Source organism: Bradyrhizobium sp. SZCCT0231 (assembly GCF_018130245.1).
GTDB lineage: Bacteria > Pseudomonadota > Alphaproteobacteria > Rhizobiales > Xanthobacteraceae > Bradyrhizobium > Bradyrhizobium japonicum_F.
Window position 1 is genome coordinate 1 of the sequence record NZ_JAFCKP010000025.1, and the last position, 13450, is coordinate 13450.

Genomic DNA, 13450 nt, shown 5'->3' on the forward strand with positions numbered 1-13450 from the left:
CTGGAATTTGGCGCCGCCGCACGAAAGCCGTCGTCTGGCGCGCACTCGTCTCAAGCTGCTCAGCTCCACCCAGCTGCGCAACCACTCTCGTCCAGTCCTCGTTCAGAAGCGATTCGTCTGCCATGCCCCTTGGAATCACGTGTGATTCCAACACTCAAGAATAAACTTAACGCCTATGCGGCCTTCCCTGCGCCCTCTTGGCTGAAGAAGGGCGGAGCGACGACGAGAAAGCTCGGGCGAAACAGGCCGCGAGAACGCGAAGCCATGTGTTTCATCGCAACGCTATCAAGCTGCGCGGTGCGATCGGCCGGCACTGCGACGCTGCGCGGCCCGGACCGATCGGCATCGTGCATGCAGGCTTAGCTGCAGCTCAGCGGCAACGGCTGGCCGGGATGAAACGCGTACCAGTCATAGCAATCCGGATAGGCGCCGTAGAATCCATATCCGGGCCGGAAGCGGCCGAAGTGGTGAAACGCGTGCTGGCGGAGGCCGCCGGCATGGCCGCCGAAGCCGAGGTGCTCGCCGCCGAACCGGGCACCGCCGCCGAATCCGCCGGCATGTCCCATGCCGCTGAAATGCGCGCCGCCGCCAAAGCCCATATGGCCGCCGCTGAAGCCGCCACCGCCGAAGCCGCCGTGGCCGCCGCCAGCGCCGCCATGCGCTTCGGCCGTTCCGACAGCCAGCGCGGAGGCAAGCGCCGCTGTCGCCAGGATCATCAATGCTCGTTTCATGAGGGACTCCTTTCGTGTCCGGATGCGCGGCGGCCGATGCGCTCGCTTGCGCCTCGTGCCGTCCGCAAGCCCCTGCGTGAAGGGAAGATAGGAAGCTCGCGCGGCCCTCCCACTGAATTCGATGTCAGGCGCGGGGCGCCTCGGCGGGATGTGCGGGCGGTCGCCGGCGCGCCTCGCAAAGCAAAGGCGGGCCCGCGATCGGGCCCGCCTGCATCCTTGAACGGCAAGCGGCCGGGCGAGGCGCCCACCCGGCCGCGAGGTCGCCATGATCAGAAGCTGCCGGTGCCCGGCTCACAGGGAACATTGTTGCCGGTCCACGGCGCTGTCGCGAACGCGCCGACGCGCGGCGCCGGAACGCAGGCGCGGCCGCCCTGATAGACGGGCCCCTCCGATGCGACCGGATCGGCCTGCATGGCGGATGGATGCGTGACGGCATGGCTGGTGCGCGCCATGGCCGGTCCCCCGAGCATGGCGACAGCGATCAGTCCGGTCGACAACAGCTTGAGAGTGGTCATTGGGATTCTCCTTGTGTGACAGCAGGCAGTCCAAGCCGGCCTGCGAAGGAGGTGCGTATGGTCGCGCGTGAACCAAACGCACGAATCGCTCACCCGCCTTCAACGGCGCGTGATCCCGACGTTGCCGGCAAGCACGATCGTGCAAACCGGCAACGTTCGCGGTGCCGGCGCGTAACAACGGCCTCCCCAAGGACATATCTGCAAGGACATATCCGTAAGAGCGTCCTGCTGCATGGAGATGAGAGATGATCGCGGCGACAGCACATTCGATCGCGCTCGCACCGCTGGCGGTGGCCGCGCGTCGGGCCTCCCTGACATGCTATTTAATGGTGCTCGATCCCGCCGGGGACTATCTGCATGACGAGCCGGCGGCGCGTCGCATGATGGTGCTGCCCCGCATGTTCGGCCCGAAGGGGCATTGAACATGTCGTCGCGGACCAGCGAGCCCATGCCTCGCCGCCGGCCTCAACGTCTCGCAGCACGTGGGACCAGCACAATGACGCGGATTCTCCTGATCGAGGACGACACCGAGACCGCCGACGCGATCGTGTCGGAGCTCACCGAGCACGGCTTCGAGGTGCGATGGGCGCCCGACGGCATCGGCGGTCTCGACCGCGCGCGCGAATCCTCGCCCGATGCGCTGATCGTCGATCGCATGCTGCCCGGAATGGATGGGCTCACCGTCATCGAGGCCTTGCGCAAGGATCAGGTCAGGACGCCGGTGCTGGTGCTGAGCGCGCTCGGCGCCGTCGACGACCGGGTGCGCGGCTTGCGCGTCGGCGGCGACGACTATCTCACAAAACCGTTCGCGCTGGTCGAGCTCGTCGCGCGCGTGGAGGCGCTGCTGCGCCGTCCGATCGACAACCGTGAGACCACGCTGCATGCCGGCCCGCTGGAGCTCGACCTGATCGAGCGGACCGCGCGGCGCGGCGAGCGCGAGATCGACCTGCTGCCGCGCGAATTCCGCCTGCTCGAATACATGATGCGGCGGAGCGATCAGCTGCTGACGCGCGCGATGCTGCTCGAGGAGGTCTGGAACTACAAATTCGTTCCGGCGACCACCAATCTCATCGACGTGCACATGGGCCGTCTTCGCCACAAGGTCGACGGTCCCGGTGAGACGCAACTCATCCACAACGTTCGCGGCTCAGGATTCATCCTGCGCGTTCGCTGACAGGTCCGGCGGATCATGCGGCAGATTGAGTTCATCCGTTCGAACACGTTCCTCTGGGCCGCGGCGGTTGCAGCCACGCTGGCGCTGTTCGTTGCCGCCCTGTTCGCCTTCATCTATTGGAAGATCGACGATTACCTGATCATGCGGTCCGATCGCATGATCGCAACGCAGCTCAACGTCCTGGCCCAGCTGCCGCCCGGCCGTCTCATCGATGCGATTTCCGATCATCTCGAGCAGGACTCCAGGGGCGTGCAATATGCCGGCCTGTTCGATGCCGCAGGCGCCCGGCTTGCCGGCAACATCGAACGGTTGCCGCCGCATCTCGATCTCGGCGGGCCGGTCCGCAGCATGCGGCTCGCCCGGGTCGGGCCGCCGCCGGTTCGCGATGCCGTCGTCAAGGCCGCGGGCAGGCAGCTCGGCAACGGCCACATTCTCGTGATGGGGCGGAATGTCGATGAGACGCGCGAGATATCCAGCGTCGTCGGGCAGGCGCTGCTGCTCGGCCTGCTGCCGGCATTCTGCCTCTGCCTGCTGGCCGGGGCCTGGCTCAGCATCCGCGCCGAGCGGCGCGTCGAGCAGGTGAACCGGCACGTACAGCGCATCGTGGCCGGCGATCTCCGCGAGCGGCTGCCGCAGACCAATGCGGACGATCCGTTTGCGCGGCTGGCCAGGATCGTCAACGGCATGCTCGATGAGATGGAGACGACGATCAACGCGCTGGCCGGTGTCGGCAACGACATCGCCCACGATCTCAGGACGCCGCTCACGCGGGTCCGTCTGGCGCTGGAGCGCGGTCGTACGCACGCAGCCACTCTGGAGAACCTTCAGGACGTCGTGGACAAGTCCATCGCCGGCATCGACCAGTCGCTCGCGATCATCACCGCGCTGCTGCGCCTGGCCGAAATCGAGAGCAGCAGCCGCACGGCCGGGTTCGGTGAGGTCGCGCTCGACGAGATCCTGCGGCAGGTGTGCGACGTCTATGAACCGATCGCCGAAGACAAGGACATCGCGCTTCGCGTCGACATCGACCGCAAGGCGGAGGTGCGGGGCGACCGGGATCTGCTGTTCGAGGCGATCGCCAATCTCGTCGACAACGCCGTCAAGTTCACGCCGCGCGGTGGAAGGGTGACGCTCGAGCTGGTGTCGGACGCCAAGACCGTGCGCGTCGGCGTGAGCGATACCGGCCCCGGCATCGGCGAGGGGGAGCGCGAGGCTGTGCTGCGGCGATTCTATCGTTCCGACAAGATGCGCAATACGCCGGGAGTGGGACTGGGCCTGAGCCTCGTCGCCGCCATCGTCAAGCTGCACGGCTTCCGCCTGACCATTTGCCCTGCACCCGGCGGACGGGTGGAGATCCTCGCCGCGTCGGGAAAGACATCACGCGGGACCGCGGCATCCGACCCCGCTCGCGCGCGTCACGCCAGCCTCGCGCCGTTGTGACCGCGAAGGGCGCGCGCGATGCGTGCGAAGCGGAAATCACGTCGAGATATCTGAAAGCGAATTCAGGCTTGTTAAGTCCAATTTACTGGCGCCGTCAGTCGGAGGCCTCTTACGCTCCGTTCGCCGGTTCCAATGTGGGAGCAAGAGATGCCAATGCGCCACGCGGGTTTGAGCAAGATCGATGTCGCCGTGCCGGCCAGGCCTAAAGCGGCCGGCGTGGCCAATCCGTATTCCGCACTGATCGGCCGCTACGACCTGCTCGAGCGCGAGCAGGAGCAGCAGCTTGCGCGTCGCTGGCAGGAGACGCGGGACGGCGATGCCGCGAACGTGCTCGTCACGAGCCATCTCCGCCTCGCCGCCAAGGTCGCGCGGAGCTACCGGGGATATGGTCTGCCGTTCGCCGACCTCATGGCCGAGGCCAATCTCGGTCTCGTGATTGCTGCGTCGCGGTTCGAGCCCGGCCGAAACTCGCGATTCTCCACCTATGCGACATGGTGGATCAAGGCTGCCATTCACGAGTACATCCTGCGCTCCTGGTCGCTGGTCAGAATTGGAACGACGGCGGCCCAGAAGAAGCTGTTTTTCCGGCTCCGCGGCGAGATGCGAAAGACCGCCGGCGGCGCGATGGCGGGGATCACGCCTGACGTTGCCGAGGCGATTGCCGTCAAGCTCGACGTGTCCGCGCGTGACGTGATCGAGATGGATTGCCGGCTGCGCGGCGACCTGTCGCTGAACGCGCGGGTTGGCGGCGACGAGCAAGGTGCCGAGTGGGAGGCCATGCTCGTGGACGAGGCGCGCGACGCCGAGACCATTCTTGCCGATCGGGACCAGACGGAGCGCCGGGCCGGTGCCCTGCGGACCGCGCTCAAGGCCCTCACGGGGCGCGAGCGGCGCGTGCTGGAGGCAAGGCGGCTCGCTGAGCATCCCCCGACGCTCGATCAGCTCGCCCGCGAGCTTTCGATCTCCAGCGAACGCGTTCGGCAGATCGAGCTTCGCGCCTTTGCAAAGGTCCGGCAAGCCGCGATCCGTGCCACGCAGTCGCCGTCCCTGGCGCCAACCGCCAGCGATGCTGAACGCGTTTTCATTTGAACGGCCGCGCATCGCCGCCATCTGAACAGAGACTTCGCGCAACCTCCAGGCAGGCGCCATCATGGGAATTGTCCGCTTTGCGCTCCGCTTTCCGCACACCTTCTATGTGCTCGCGGCGCTGATCCTGTTTCTCGGCGGCATCGCGGTCTGGTCGATGCCGACGGACATTTTTCCCGAGATCCGCATTCCCGTCGTCACGGTCATCTGGAGCTATACCGGCCTCTCGACGCCGGAGATGGAGCAGCGCGTCTCTACGTACAGCCAGTACTCGATCAGCGCCAATGTCAGCGGCATCAAGAACATCGAGGCGCAGACGCTCAACGGCCTGTCGGTTCAGAAGATCTACTTCCAGCCGGACGTCAATCTCGATCTCGCGATCTCGCAGATCGTTTCGGCAACCAACGCCATCCGCGCCCTGATGCCGCCGGGCATTCAGCCGCCGGTCATCGTGCAGTTCAATGCCTCGAGCGTGCCGGTGCTGCAGCTCAGTCTCGAGTCCGACAAATTGAACGAGCAGCAATTATACGACTTCGGCATCTACCGGATCCGGCAGCAGCTGGCTCCGGTCCCGGGGGTGACGCTGCCGACGCCTGCCGGCGGAAAATACCGGCAGATCATGGTCGACATCGATCCGAACAAGCTGCTGTCGCGCGGGTTGACGCCGCTCGACATCGTCAATGCGGTGAACACCCAGAACCTGACGCTGCCGACCGGCACGGCGAAGATCGGCGACACCCAGTACACCATCAGGACCAATGCGACGCCCGCCTCGATCAAGGATCTCAACATGATCCCGGTCAAGTTCGCGAACGGCGCGACCATCCTGCTGAAGGATGTTGCCCAGGTCCGCGACGGATCGCAGGTCCAGCAGAACATCGTGCGCGAGGACGGTCATCGGTCGGTCCTGCTCAGCGTGATCAAGAACGGCAATGCCTCGACGCTTGCCGTCGTCAACGGTGTCAAGCAGGCCCTGGAGTCGATTCGAGCGTCGGCCCCTGCCGGGTTGAAGATCAGCGAACTGTTCGATCAGTCGGTCTTCGTCACCCATTCGGTCGACGGCGTGCTGCGCGAAGGCGCGATCGCGGCGGGGCTCACGGCGCTGATGATCCTGGTCTTCCTGGGGTCGTGGCGGTCGACGCTCGTGGTGCTGATCTCCATCCCGCTCGCGATGCTGTCCTCGCTCGTCGTGCTGCATTTCCTCGGCGAGACCCTCAACACGATGACGCTGGGCGGGTTGGCGCTCGCGGTCGGAATCCTGGTCGACGATTCCACGGTGACGATCGAGAACACGCATCGGCTCTGGACCGAGGAGGGGATGCCGCTGTCGGAGGCGACGCTGCACGGTGCGGCCGAAATCGCCGTACCGACGCTCGTCTCCACGCTTGCGATCAGCTGCGTCTTTACTTCCGTCGTATTCCTGGAAGGACCGGCCAAATACCTGTTCACGCCGCTCGGCCTTGCGGTGGTGTTCGCGATGCTGGCCTCATACGTGCTGTCGCGGACTCTCACGCCGATCACGATCGGCCTGTTGCTGAAGGGCGAGCGGCGCCATGGCGAGGGCGAAAGACCATCCGGCCTGTTTTCGCGCGCCTCGGCCATGTTCGAGCGCGCCTTCGAGCGCCTGCGCGACGGCTATTCCGAGCTCTTGACGATGCTGCTCCGGCGGCGCGGCATCGTGCCGACCGCTGCCCTGCTCGTGCTGGCTCTCGGGGCCGTCATGTTCGTCTACGTGGGCAGGGACTTCTATCCCCTGATCGACGGCGGCGAGATCCAGCTCCATGTTCGCGCGCCCGCCGGCACCCGCATCGAGCGCACTGAGGCGATCTTCCAGGCGGTCGAGGACAAGATCCGCGAGGTCATTCCGGACCGGGATCGCGGGCTGATCGTCGACAATATCGGACTGCCGGCGCGCCCCTACAATCTGGCCTTCACCGACGGCTCGACGATCGGGGTGAACGACGGCACGATCCTCGTATCGCTCAAGGACGGCCACAAGCCGACCGCGGACTACGTCAAGAAGCTGCGCCAGGTCTTGCCGGCGGCATTCCCGGAGGACGTCTTCTATTTCCAGGCGGCCGATATCGTCACCCAGATCCTGAATTTCGGCCTGCCGGCACAAATCGACGTCCGGACCGTCGGCTACGGCGCCAACAATCTGGCCGTGGCGAAGGAATTGCAGAAGAGCCTGGCGGCAATTCCCGGGATCGTCGATGCGCATCTCCAGCAGGAAGTCGATGCGCCGGCCTTCTATGCCGACATCGACCGGACCCGGGCCGCTCAACTGGGACTCAACGCCAGCACGGTGGCGACCAACATCAATGTCAGCCTCAGCTCGTCCGCCCAGGTCTCGCCGAATTTCTGGACCGATCCGACATCGGGCATTCCCTACTATCTGGCCGTGCAGACGCCGGAGTACCGCGCCAATTCACTCAATGCGCTGGCGAACACGCCGGTGTCGGCCTCGCTGGCTGCAAGCGGGCAGACGGTGCCTGGCCTGCTCAGCAATGTCGCGACCTTCAAGCGCGGGACTGTGCCGACCAATTTGAACCAGGCCAATGTCCAACCGGTGTTTGACGTCTATGCGAGCGTGCAGGGGCGCGATCTCGGCAGCGTCGCGGCGGATATCGACAAGGTGACTTCGACGCTTCAAAAGCAGCTGCAGCCGGGAAATTCGATCCAGGTCCTGGGACAGATCCAGAGCATGCATCAATCGTTCCGCGATCTCGGGATCGGGCTGCTGTTTGCCGCCATCCTGGTCTACATGCTGATGGTCGTGAACTACCAGAACTTCGGCGACCCCTTTGTCGTCATCATGGCGTTGCCGGCGACGTTCTGCGGTATCGTGACGATGCTGTTCATCACCGGGACGACGCTGAACGTGCCTTCGCTGATGGGTGCGATCATGGCGGTGGGGGTTGCGTCGGCCAATTCCATCCTGCTCGTGACCTTCGCGCGTGAGGCGCAGCTGAAGGGGCAGTCCGCGTTCGAGGCTGCGCTGAGTGCGGGCCGCACGCGAATCCGTCCCGTGCTGATGACGGCCGCCGCGATGATCGTGGGCATGATCCCGATGGCGATCGGAGGCCCGGGCGAGGAGCAGAACGCGGCGCTCGCCCGCGCCGTCATCGGCGGGCTGCTGTTCGCGACGCCCACGACATTGCTGATCGTGCCTTATCTCTTCGCCTGGCTGCGCAAGGGCAATGACGGCAAGGCTCACCACGGCGTATTCGAGGAGCAACCGGAATGAGCGATGTTCGCGTGCGGACCAATAGCGACGAGGTGAGCGACCAGCCAGATGCGGAAAGCGGCCGCATCGTGGAGTTGCCCGGCAAGGAGGCGCGGCCACGACGCCGGCACGGCGGCGCCTGGCTCGGCGGCGCTATGCTTCTGCTGCTAACGGGCGGCCTTGGCGTGGGCGGCTGGCGGCACTATCAGGCCGCACGCGATCTGGCTGCATCGACGGAGCAGATCAGGACCGCCATCCCGGAGGTTCGGGTCGCGACGGTTCGTGCCGGTGGCGACCTCATGAAGGTCACGCTGCCGGCGACGACGACGGCGTTCGAGGCCGCGAACATCTTCGCGCGGGCCAGCGGCTACATCGAGAAGCGCTACGTCGATATCGGCGATCGCGTGAAGAAGGGCGATCTCCTTGCCGCGATCACCGCGCCGGAGCTCGACCAGCAGATCGCGCAGGCGCAGGCGATGCTGGCGCAGAACCAGGCCGCGTTGCAGCAGGCGCAGGCGAGCCGGGAGCTTGCCGACGTCACCAATGCGCGGGACAGCAATCTGGTCAAGCAGGGCTGGTTGACGGCTCAGCAGGGTGACAACGATCGTCTCACCCTGCGCGCCCAGCAGGCCGCCGTGAACGTGGCGCAGTCGAACATCACGGCGCAGGAGGCGCAGATTCGCGTGCTGCAGCAGGAGAAGGCCTACCAGCGCGTGGTGGCACCGTTCGACGGCGTGATCACGCAACGCAACGTGGACAATGGCAGCCTCGTCCAGGCCGGATCGACCTTCATGTTCACGCTGATGCATTCGAATGTGATCCGAACCCAAGTCTTCGTTCCGCAGGACGAGGCCTTCGGCATCGCGCCGGGCGTCGATGCCGAGATTCGCGTCCCCGAGATTCCGGGCCGGACCTTTCCGGGAAAGGTCACGCGCATTGCGACCGCGTTGCAGCCGGGAAGCCGAACGCTGCTGACCGAGATCGACGTCCCCAATCCGGACGGCGCCTTGAATCCAGGCATCTACTGCACGGTCGAGCTGTCGATCCCGCGGAAGACTCCGTCGATGTCGGTTCCGGCGGATGCGCTGGTCTTCGATCAGAACGGCCTTCATGTCGCAGTCGTGCGCAATGGTGTCGTTCATTTGCAGAAGGTCTCGATCGCGCGGGATTTCGGCACGTCGATAGAAGTGCGCGAGGGCGTGCAGCCCGGCGATCAGGTCGTGCTCAATCCGCCGGTCAATCTGGCCGAGGGCAGCAAGGTCGCCATTCGCAAGCAGGATGCGAGCCAGGGGACCCAGACATGATCCGGATCGTATGCGCGGCGCTCGCTGCCCTGTTGCTCGGCTGCTCTGCCGGCAAAGCCCAGGTAGCGACGACCGGCAGCACGGCGATGGACCTTCCGACCGTGCCGGGCGCGATCGTCACGTCGCCGCTCAATAGTCCGGGGCCGTTTTCCGCAGCGACTGTGCCGGGCGCTCCCGATACCACGCTGGCACCTGTCCCACTCGCGCTGGATCCGACGACGCCGGGTACGGTCGTCGTCTGTGCGCCACCATCGGCGTCTCCGACGCCGGTGCCGGCGACCCCGATCGTATCGAGCACGGGATTGCCGGCGTCTGGCAGTGTGGTCCCGATCGTGCCGGCGATGGGGCAGAACACCAGCTCGATCGGGACCGTTCCCGCGGCTGCGCCGGCGGGGACGGCGGCGACCACCGCGTGCAGTTCAACACCAGGCGGAGCCGTCGCGAGCGCTGCATCCTTGCCGCTCTCGATCGCGGACGTGCCGGCCGGACCCTCGCCCGGCACGATCCCGCAGGTCGTCACTGACGCTGGCGGCACGGGCATCGATCCAAATGCTGCGGTCGCGCCGAGCCCCAACACGTCGACATGTGCGGAAGGCGTGACGATGAATCTGGCGTCGCCTGCGACAGTGATGCCGGCCAACGCAACAGGTGCGGCGCCGACGCCGGGCGTCACGCCGATTTTGCCGCCGGGCTGTTGAGGGTGAAGCCGTGTAGCGCAATCGCCGTACGATATCCTCCTGCCGAGCAGCGACAATCTTCGCTGATGCCGGTGCTCGATCGCCCATTTGGCGGCGGAGACAGAGTCAACGATCAGGTATCTGCCGATCGGGATCGGAGGAATGACAGCGTCGCGAACAGTTGTCATTCCTCCTTCCTGCTCGAGACGGACAAGCCTCGAGACCGTGTGACGATCCGCTTCGGCTCAGTGTGCGCGATTGCGTCACGCCGAAGGGCCTCGTCCGGACCGCGCGCTCAATAGCCGGAGGTGGGCTCGCAGGGCGGACGGCGCCACGGGGCAGTTGCATAGGCGCCGACGTCCGGAGCCCGCGTGCAGCCGCGCTTGGAAGTGACCGGAACACGTTGCGCCGATGCGTAGGCATCGACGTTCGTGCGCCGCGCGTTGGTATTGCTTTCGCGCGCGATCGCCGGGGAGGTAACCATCGCCGCGGCGATCAGTCCGGCCGAAAACAGCTTCAGTGTCGTCATCGTACGTCTCCTTGATAAAGCGATGCCGGGAATGCCTCGGCTCGCTCGCCAGACATGTGTACGCGTGCGCTCGATCCGCAGTATCAAACGAACGGTCATTTTCGTCTTTGCACGGAGTCATGCGCGCGCGATGTTCATCGTAGTTGCGCGCGCACGGCGTGGGCGTACTCGCGGACGATGGTCGCCTCTACTCGCGGGCTGCATCTTGTCTGCTCGCTCCACCCTGTCATCGGCGCCAATGATGGCCGTGCACCTGACCCGCGCCGAACACGGGAGCGGCGCCACCGGGGCGCTCGAGGCCCATCCGTCCTGCCGGCGTCAACGCGCCGCCATTCAGTACGTCGCGGTCGGGATACATCGAGGCATAGGCCGCTGGCTCCTGGTCGGCGAAGGACCAGGCAGCGGAGGCCGACGACAGCGTCGCTGTTGAGATCAGTGCCGCAGCGATCAGGATCTTCAATGCACTCATAGCGATTCTCCATTGTTGTCTCGTGCGGAGTCGCTGGGCGAGAGATCGCTGCTCGGCTGATGGCGTTTCCGGAATCGTCTTCTATGCCGGGACATATAGGTCGCCCGGCGGACAAAACCCGTGCGTGTGCATCACGCTCGCGAGAAGATGGCCGACTGCAGGACATAGTGGCCAGTCTATCGACGAATACTCTGTGCGTTGTCGCAGGGATTCCTGTCACCGATGTCAGACTCGATCGCGCGATCGTTCATGGTCAAAATCGCGCGCGGAGCCCAGTTCGGATACGTCTGCAGCGATGGACCGGCGCCACCTGGAAAGCTTCGGGATGTGCTGGACGCCAGGTCCGAATGAGCCCGCAGCAGGCATTGTGACGGACGTATCAATCATTGCAGCGGCCGGCGGCGCCCGCACAACATGACGCGTGCAGCGCGCGGAATCGGCCTGCCGGAAATTCGAACCGGCTTCAGATGTGATCCGGGTATAGGAGCGACATCGGCTGCCCGCAGGTGACGACAGATCATGGATCCGCGCGCCTCAAGCGGCGCGGGAGCGCGCCTTCGTCTTCGAGGCCGCCGGGTTCGGTGGGGTGCTACGGGCGCCCGGCCCCGGGTGAGTGTGAACCTCCTTGGCCGAAAGCGGCTCGCCGCACTCGGAGCACACCATGACCGGATCGAAGTCCTTGCCGCACTTGCGGTGCTGGTGCAGCAACGGCCTGCCGCGCTCGTCGACCATGTGAATATCGCCCCAATGCACGATCGCCATCATGATCGGATACAGATCGAGCCCCTTTTGAGTCAGGATGTATTCGTGGCGCTTGGGGGATTCCTGGTAGGGAATGCGGCGCAGGATGCCCTGCCGTACCAGTTTTTTCAGCCGCTCGGCCAGCAGGTGGCGCGTGATACCGAGGGCCGACTGGAAGCCCTCGAAGCGGCGGGTGCGCAGGAAGCATTCGCGCAAGATCAGAAGAGTCCAGCGATCGCCGATCACGCCGATGGTTCGGGCCATCGAACATGGCTCTTCCTCGAGCTCTTTCCACTTCATCCATTCATTCCAGCGGCCCGTCGCGGGCTCGAATCGTCAGGGAGCCGGCACGGCTTTCCTCCATTCTAGATAGGCACTAAAGTTCCAACAATCCTCCTCCAGATCAGGAAAAACAAGCCATTTCCAGATAATTTGACGGTTCTATTTTAGAACTATAGAATTAAGAACGTGCTGAGCCTCGGATGCCAGGTGGCCATGGCGGACTTTCCAGGCGCGGTCGATGCCGCGAGCCGCCGGATGGTCATGGTCCAGGGCCGCGGCATCGCGCCGGGTGCTGTGGTGCAGGCAAAGCAGCTTCGACAAATCTAACCTAACCGGGAGACGACCCGTGCAGAAGAGAAACGCGACCGTGGCAGTGATCGGCGCCGGCGACTATATCGGCGGCGAGATCGCCAAGAAGTTCGCCTCCGAGGGATTCACCGTGTTCGCCGGGCGCCGCAACGGCGACAAGCTGGCGCCACTGGTCAAGGAGATCGAGGCCGCCGGCGGCGAGATCCAGGCCCGCTCTCTGGATGCGCGCAAGGAGGAGGAGATCATCTCCTTCCTCAATGATGCCGACAAGCATGCGCCGCTCGAAGTGTGCATCTTCAACATCGGTGCGAACGTCAATTTCCCGATTCTGGAGACCACGGAACGCGTGTTCCGGAAGGTGTGGGAGATGGCCTGCTATTCCGGCTTCTTGGCAGGCCGCGAGGCAGCGCGGCTGATGCTGCCGCGCGGCGGCGGCAACATCTTCTTCACCGGCGCGACGGCATCGCTCCGCGGCGGCAGCGGCTATGCCGCCTTTGCCAGCGCGAAATTCGGCCTCCGTGCCGTGGCGCAGGCGATGGCGCGCGAGTTGGGTCCGAAGAACATCCACGTCGCGCATCTCATCATCGACTCCGGCGTCGATACGGAATGGGTCCGGCAGCGTCGCATCGAGGCGCTCGGTCCCAATGCACTCGATGATCCGGACGCCTTGATGCCGCCGGCATCGGTCGCCGCGTCCTACTGGCAACTCTACCAGCAGCCGAAGAGCGCATGGACGTTCGAGCTGGAAATCCGCCCCTTCGGCGAGAAGTGGTGAGGGGATCAGCAAGACTGCAATCAATCATCGCTTGGTGAAAGCCGACGACGACCTCGGATGGATTCCGAGCCTGCGGCCCAAGTCAGGCCTCTTGCCGGCTCGATCGCTTGATCTGGATCAAGATCGCTTTGTAAAGGCGCCGGCTAGGGTGCCGATCGTGCGTGCAGTTCGACGAGAATAAAGGCGCGGCCG

13 protein-coding genes are annotated in these 13450 nt (G+C 65.1%); 8 read left to right on the forward strand and 5 right to left on the reverse strand.

The window, feature by feature from the left end; genetic code table 11:
• Positions 1-359: 359 nt before the first annotated feature.
• Entirely contained in the window at positions 360-731 is a 372-nt protein-coding gene (locus JQ566_RS32110) for a hypothetical protein (protein WP_212379869.1), read from the reverse strand.
• Between the two features lie 269 nt (positions 732-1000).
• Positions 1001-1246: a hypothetical protein gene (locus tag JQ566_RS32115; protein ID WP_212379871.1), complete on the reverse strand. Its 246-nt coding sequence runs from the start codon at positions 1244-1246 to the stop codon at positions 1001-1003.
• Between the two features lie 245 nt (positions 1247-1491).
• Here JQ566_RS32115 and JQ566_RS32120 point away from each other — a divergent pair, with 245 nt between their 5' ends.
• The 7 genes from JQ566_RS32120 to JQ566_RS32150 all read left to right on the forward strand — a co-directional run bounded on the left by JQ566_RS32120 (position 1492) and on the right by JQ566_RS32150 (position 10174).
• The gene (locus JQ566_RS32120; protein ID WP_212379872.1) at positions 1492-1668 is read left to right on the forward strand and encodes a hypothetical protein; all 177 of its coding nucleotides are present in this window, start codon (positions 1492-1494) and stop codon (positions 1666-1668) included.
• 74 nt (positions 1669-1742) lie between these two features.
• Positions 1743-2420, forward strand: coding sequence for a response regulator transcription factor (locus JQ566_RS32125; RefSeq protein ID WP_212379875.1), 678 nt, complete (start codon positions 1743-1745; stop codon positions 2418-2420).
• 15 nt (positions 2421-2435) lie between these two features.
• A complete protein-coding gene (locus JQ566_RS32130) occupies positions 2436-3860 on the forward strand; it encodes a sensor histidine kinase (protein WP_212379877.1) in 1425 nt (474 codons plus the stop codon).
• A 147-nt stretch (positions 3861-4007) separates the two neighbouring features.
• Complete coding sequence (locus JQ566_RS32135; RefSeq protein WP_249139939.1) at positions 4008-4949, forward strand: RNA polymerase factor sigma-32; 942 nt, start codon at positions 4008-4010, stop codon at positions 4947-4949.
• 61 nt (positions 4950-5010) lie between these two features.
• On the forward strand, positions 5011-8193 hold the full coding sequence (locus JQ566_RS32140) for an efflux RND transporter permease subunit (protein WP_212379879.1): 3183 nt from the start codon (positions 5011-5013) through the stop codon (positions 8191-8193).
• Positions 8190-9476, forward strand: coding sequence for an efflux RND transporter periplasmic adaptor subunit (locus JQ566_RS32145; RefSeq protein ID WP_212379881.1), 1287 nt, complete (start codon positions 8190-8192; stop codon positions 9474-9476). The genes JQ566_RS32140 and JQ566_RS32145 overlap by 4 nt, the downstream gene beginning before the upstream one ends.
• Entirely contained in the window at positions 9473-10174 is a 702-nt protein-coding gene (locus JQ566_RS32150; protein WP_212379883.1) for a hypothetical protein, read from the forward strand. The genes JQ566_RS32145 and JQ566_RS32150 overlap by 4 nt, the downstream gene beginning before the upstream one ends.
• A gap of 274 nt (positions 10175-10448) precedes the next feature.
• On the opposite strand, the gene JQ566_RS32155 is transcribed toward JQ566_RS32150, so the two are convergent.
• The 3 genes from JQ566_RS32155 to JQ566_RS32165 form a co-directional block, all read right to left on the reverse strand.
• Positions 10449-10682: a hypothetical protein gene (locus JQ566_RS32155; RefSeq protein WP_212379885.1), complete on the reverse strand. Its 234-nt coding sequence runs from the start codon at positions 10680-10682 to the stop codon at positions 10449-10451.
• Between the two features lie 226 nt (positions 10683-10908).
• A complete protein-coding gene (locus JQ566_RS32160) occupies positions 10909-11151 on the reverse strand; it encodes a hypothetical protein (protein WP_212379887.1) in 243 nt (80 codons plus the stop codon).
• Positions 11152-11685: 534 nt separating this feature from the next.
• A complete protein-coding gene (locus JQ566_RS32165; protein ID WP_212379889.1) occupies positions 11686-12192 on the reverse strand; it encodes a winged helix-turn-helix transcriptional regulator in 507 nt (168 codons plus the stop codon).
• Between the two features lie 328 nt (positions 12193-12520).
• On the opposite strand from JQ566_RS32165, the gene JQ566_RS32170 reads away from it, so the two are divergent.
• Entirely contained in the window at positions 12521-13258 is a 738-nt protein-coding gene (locus JQ566_RS32170; RefSeq protein ID WP_212379891.1) for an SDR family oxidoreductase, read from the forward strand.
• The last annotated feature ends 192 nt before the right edge of the window (positions 13259-13450 follow it).